At 32.3% G+C, this 4976-nt stretch carries 5 protein-coding genes; all 5 read right to left on the bottom strand.

The genetic code is table 11. The features are described from left to right. Window positions 1–1136, bottom strand: a 1136-nt coding sequence (locus tag ACVC2P_RS09190) for an acyl-CoA dehydrogenase family protein (RefSeq protein ID WP_452598180.1), incomplete at its 3' end; no start/stop codon positions are given. A 21-nt stretch (window positions 1137–1157) separates the two neighbouring features. Continuing rightward, window positions 1158–2033, bottom strand: a complete 876-nt coding sequence (locus tag ACVC2P_RS09185) for a ComEA family DNA-binding protein (RefSeq protein WP_452598179.1) — start codon at window positions 2031–2033, stop codon at window positions 1158–1160. A 14-nt stretch (window positions 2034–2047) separates the two neighbouring features. Then, window positions 2048–3643 carry an alanine/glycine:cation symporter family protein gene (locus ACVC2P_RS09180; RefSeq protein WP_452598178.1) on the bottom strand — a complete coding sequence of 532 codons (1596 nt, stop codon included), beginning with the start codon at window positions 3641–3643 and terminating at the stop codon, window positions 2048–2050. A gap of 127 nt (window positions 3644–3770) precedes the next feature. Beyond that, window positions 3771–4799 carry a potassium channel family protein gene (locus tag ACVC2P_RS09175; RefSeq protein ID WP_452598177.1) on the bottom strand — a complete coding sequence of 343 codons (1029 nt, stop codon included), beginning with the start codon at window positions 4797–4799 and terminating at the stop codon, window positions 3771–3773. Then, window positions 4796–4976 (bottom strand): PspC domain-containing protein (locus tag ACVC2P_RS09170; protein ID WP_452598176.1); only part of this gene is annotated, 181 nt, incomplete at its 5' end. The genes ACVC2P_RS09170 and ACVC2P_RS09175, both read right to left, overlap by 4 nt.

Here is a 4976-nt window from a genome sequence, read left to right as displayed (position 1 = left end):
ATTACCATTTTGGCGATAATTTCTCTTAAAATTTCAGAGGTACCACCTCCTATTGGCCCTAAACGACTATCTCTAAGTAGTCTTGCCATTGGGTACTCTTCCATGTAACCATAACCTCCAAGCATTTGAAGACATTGGTATATTACATCGTCTGCCATTTTAGTAGATCGCAACTTAGAAATGGTCGCTTCTTTAACAACATATTCTCCTTTATCTAATCTTGCTGTTACTGAATAGTTGAATTCTTTACAAACTTCCATATCTGCATATCCATCTGCCATTGTATGGCGTAATGCTTGAAATGTATTTATAGATTTACCAAAAGCTTGACGCTCGGACATATACTGAATTGCATATTCTAGTGCGAACTCTGCTCTTGCATGGGCATTTATTCCCATTATTAAGCGTTCTAATGCAAAATGCTGCATGATGTATGCAAACCCTTTATTTTCTTCACCCATTAAATTACTAGCGGGAATAACAACATTATCGAAAGCTATTTCTCCTGTATCTGAAGCTCGCCAACCAAGTTTATCAAGCTTTGTGGCTGTTACACCTGGAGTATCTCTATCTATAATAAACATACTAATCCCTTTATTTCCTAGTTCTGGATTTGTTTTAGCTGCGACTACAATATAATCGCTATACACTCCATTTGTAATAAAAGTTTTAGAACCATTTATAACATAGGTGTCTCCTTTTTTAACTGCTGTTGTTCGCATTCCTGCAACATCACTTCCTCCAAAGGGTTCTGTTACTGCCATTGCACCTATTAACTCTCCTGTAATACTTTTTGTTAAATACTTTTGTTTTATTGCCTCTCCTCCTTCTGCATTAACATGCGTCATAGCTAAATAGGCATGTGCCCACATTGCTGCAGCAAATCCTCCAGAATTTATTTTTTGTAATTCTTCTAAGAAAATCACTGTGTAAAACAAATCTAAGTCTAAACCTCCGTAAGCTTCAGGATATGCTATTCCAAAGAATCCCATTTCTCCAAACTTCTCCCATATAAAACGGTCTATTTTTCCCGTTTCCTCCCATTTTTCAATATGAGGGACAACCTCTTTCTTTAAAAAATCTTGTAAGCTTTCTCTAAATAATTGATGTTCTTCTGTGAAGTATCTGGTATCCATTTATGTTATTATTCGTTATTTCTAATTAATTGTCAAATATAATCTAATTATCTCTATTTTTTTTATTGGAAAGTCCTTTACTTTTGTTAATTCATCAATAGACTTAAATCCTTCTCTTAGTGTTCTCTCCTCAATAATATTATGTGCTATTTCGTAATCTATGTATTTAATAGTTACTAATTCATCTCTAGTAGCTGTATTAACATTTAGTTTTACTGCTTTTTTAGGTGATTTAATAACACAACGTTCTTTAATATTTTCAATAACTTCTGGAGATAGACCATATATCTCTTGTAATTCTATTAAGGCAATAAAGCCTTTATTTTTAGTACGGTATTTTATAATACGCTCGGATAGTTTTTCGCCGATACCATATATTTTTTGAAGCTGGATAGCTGTTGCTGTACTTAAATCTATTTTTTCGTAATTATCCTTTAAAGTACGTTGATTTGTTTTAGAAAAATTAGCTCTAGGTTTTGGATTTTTCACCCAATCTGGAAACTTAAAATAGGGAGACATTGTTACCAAAAGAGAATCTGAAACTTTTGTTACATTTTGAAATTCTTTAGCAGAATTAACCCATTTATTTTGTGCTCTAAATTTTAATAAACGATCTATCTCTGCTGTGTTCATCCCCAAGACTGCTCCTTTATAATCTGATATGTAGTTTGGGTTAAAAGGAAATATTTTAGTTTTTTTATTATCTATTTCAACGTTTTTAAGAGAATCTATTTGAAGTTTAAACGCTTCTAACGTTTTTGTATCTACAGTAATTTCTTTTGATGGAAATTCTACAAAAGTATAAATACATTGTAATACTACTATGAGTAGTAGTAATAAAAAAATCCCTTTTCGTTGTTGTTTAGTTTTAACGAAAAGAGATTTAATAGCATTCATTTTAATATCTTATATTATGCTTTTTTTTCTTTTATAGCTTTCATATACCTATTAAATTCATCTTTTACTTTCGGCGCTAGAATAACTAAACCAACCATATTAGGAACCATCATTGCAAATATCATTGCATCAGAGAAACCAATAACAGACCCTAAGCTAGCCGCTGCTCCTATTACTACAAAAACACAAAATATAATTTTATATGTATACTCCATTTTTTTTGTTCTTCCAAATAAGTAAGCCCAACCTTGAAAACCATAATATGACCATGAAATCATTGTACTAAAAGCAAATAACACTACAGCTACAGTTAATACATAAGGAAACCATGATATAACAGATTCGAACGCTCCTGAAGTTAACAGAATAGCTTGAGCATCATTTAATCCCGCATTAGCAGACGTTACATTTCCTGTAATTACTAACACTAATGCCGTCATGGTACACACAACAACAGTATCTATAAAAGGTTCTAATAAAGCCACCATACCTTCACTTGCGGCGTATTTTGTTTTTACTGCTGAGTGAGCAATAGATGCAGAACCAACTCCTGCTTCGTTAGAAAAGGCGGCTCTTCTAAACCCTTGAACTAAAACTCCAATAGCTCCACCTGCAACTCCTTCAGGACTAAATGCTCCATTAAAAATTTGAACGAAAGCATCACCTACCATATTGAAGTTTGCAAAAATAACAAATAAAGATGCTGCTACATATATAACAACCATAAATGGTACTATCTTATCTGTTACTTTAGCTATTTTTTTAATACCTCCAATAATAACAACTCCGACACATATTGCCATAATAATACCAAATAACCATCCTTTACCATGTAAAAAAGATTCATTACCACCTGTAATACTTTCAACTAATTGAAATGCTTGGTTAACTTGAAACATGTTACCGCCTCCAAAAGAACCTCCAATAACAAATATCGCAAATAAAGCTGCTAATACTCTCCCTAAACCTGCAAACCCTTTAGATTTTAACCCTTTTGTTAAATAATACATTGGACCTCCATAAACAGTTCCATCTTCTGCAATATCTCTATATTTAACACCTAGCGTACACTCTACAAATTTTGAAGCCATACCTAACAGACCTGCTATAATCATCCAAAATGTTGCTCCAGCTCCTCCAATAGAAACTGCAATGGCAACTCCAGCAATATTCCCCAAACCTACAGTAGCTGATAACGCTGCTGTTAATGCTTGAAAGTGACTCACTTCTCCTTCATGACCTTCTACTGCTATAGTTTCTATAGCATCTCCTCCTGGAGTAGAATCTCCTGCCATCACCATAGATTCGTGGTGATCTAGATGATCATATTTACCACGAACAATATTTACAGATGTAAAAAAGCCTCTAATATTTATTAACTTAAAATATATGGTAAAATATAATGCTCCTAAGATTAATGGAAATAAGACCCAAAAGACTTTAACTCCTCCCCCAAAATCTATTTGATAAAATATGAAGTTAACAAACCATCCTGTAGCATCTCCAAATGCCTCATCTATTTTTTGATCTAAACCTTTTTCTGTAGTCTCTTGTGCAAAGGTTAAAAGTGGTAAAATTAATGTAAAAATTGAAAGAAGATATTTCTTCATAATATATTTTAGTTAGTTAATATTTATTTTAAGACCAGCAAGATGCAAAAAAATGATGACTTTTTAAAAGTATACTTATTAAATTATGCTCGTTATTAATTCATTTTAACAGGTTTTTTGTTAAAACTTAGTCTAAATTATAAAGTGAGTTTAATTTCTGTATTTGTTCTGGGCGACCTAAAACTATAATTTTAGAATCTGGTACTAGTTTTAATTCGGCTTCTGGGTTTACCAGATACTCACCATCTGATCCTTTAAAACCAATAACGGTACATCCTGTTTTGTTTCGTAAATCTAAATCTCTAATGGTGCGAATATTAGATGTATTGTATAGCTTATCTACACTTACTTCTTCTATATTTATGTTGTCGTTATCTTCTCCTACAATTCCTAAATTATCTATAAATTCTATTAAATCTGGCACAACGACTAAAGAGGCCATGTGGTCTCCTCCTATTCTGTCTGGTAATATTACATTATTTGCTCCTGCTAATTTTAATTTATTATAGGACGTTTCTTGAGAGGCTCTACTAATTATTTGCATCTCATTATTTATTTGCCTTGCAGATAATACTACAAACAGATTATCTGCATCATTTGGTAAAGCAGAGATTAATGTACTAGCTCTATCTATTCCTGCTTCTAATAGTGTATCGTCTTCATTAGCATTTCCATAAACAAAAGCGACACCTTCTTCTTGAAATTTCTCAATAATATCTTTGTCTTTTTCTATAATTACAAATGGTCTATTATGTGCTAGCAGCTTTTTGGCTGCTTGTTTTCCATTTCGTCCATAGCCGCAAATAATAATATGATTAGAGAGATTGTCTATTTTCTTTTTCATTTTCTTTTGTTTTAATTCTTCAAGACTATTTCTATTTACAATATGTTCTGTTATTATGGTTAATGCATAACCAACCACAACTACACTTGTAAGTATTAAAAATATTGTAAATATTTTAGCGTTTGCGTCTAAAGGTGCTACTTCTCCAAAACCAACTGTGGTAATTGTAATAACTGTCATATACAACGCATCTATAACTGATACTCCTGAGAGCGCCATAAAACCAATAACACCAATAAGTAATAATGCCACAACCTGCATTATTGCTCTATATATTTTTACTTTAAAAATCTCATTTAGTAGATTATTCATAAATCGAAGACTGATGATCGTTTTGTATATAACATATCTTTAATACGCATCCAAAAGGCAAGGAATAAATATAAGGCAAAACCAAAACCAACGGTTACAAATGTAAGGTACATAAAAGAGGTTCTAACCACTTTTGCTCTTATTCCTAAACGATCTGCAATACGTTGGCAAACATGG

Source organism: Pontimicrobium sp. MEBiC01747 (assembly GCF_053601635.1).
This window is presented reverse-complemented; position numbering and strand designations above follow the sequence as displayed.

Excerpts from the sequence above, each read along its gene's own strand:
- ACVC2P_RS09185 (WP_452598179.1), bottom strand. The coding sequence starts at position 2,033 with ATGAATGCTATTAAATCTCTTTTCGTTAAAACTAAACAACAACGAAAA.
- ACVC2P_RS09180 (WP_452598178.1), bottom strand. The coding sequence starts at position 3,643 with ATGAAGAAATATCTTCTTTCAATTTTTACATTAATTTTACCACTTTTA.
- ACVC2P_RS09175 (WP_452598177.1), bottom strand. The coding sequence starts at position 4,799 with ATGAATAATCTACTAAATGAGATTTTTAAAGTAAAAATATATAGAGCA.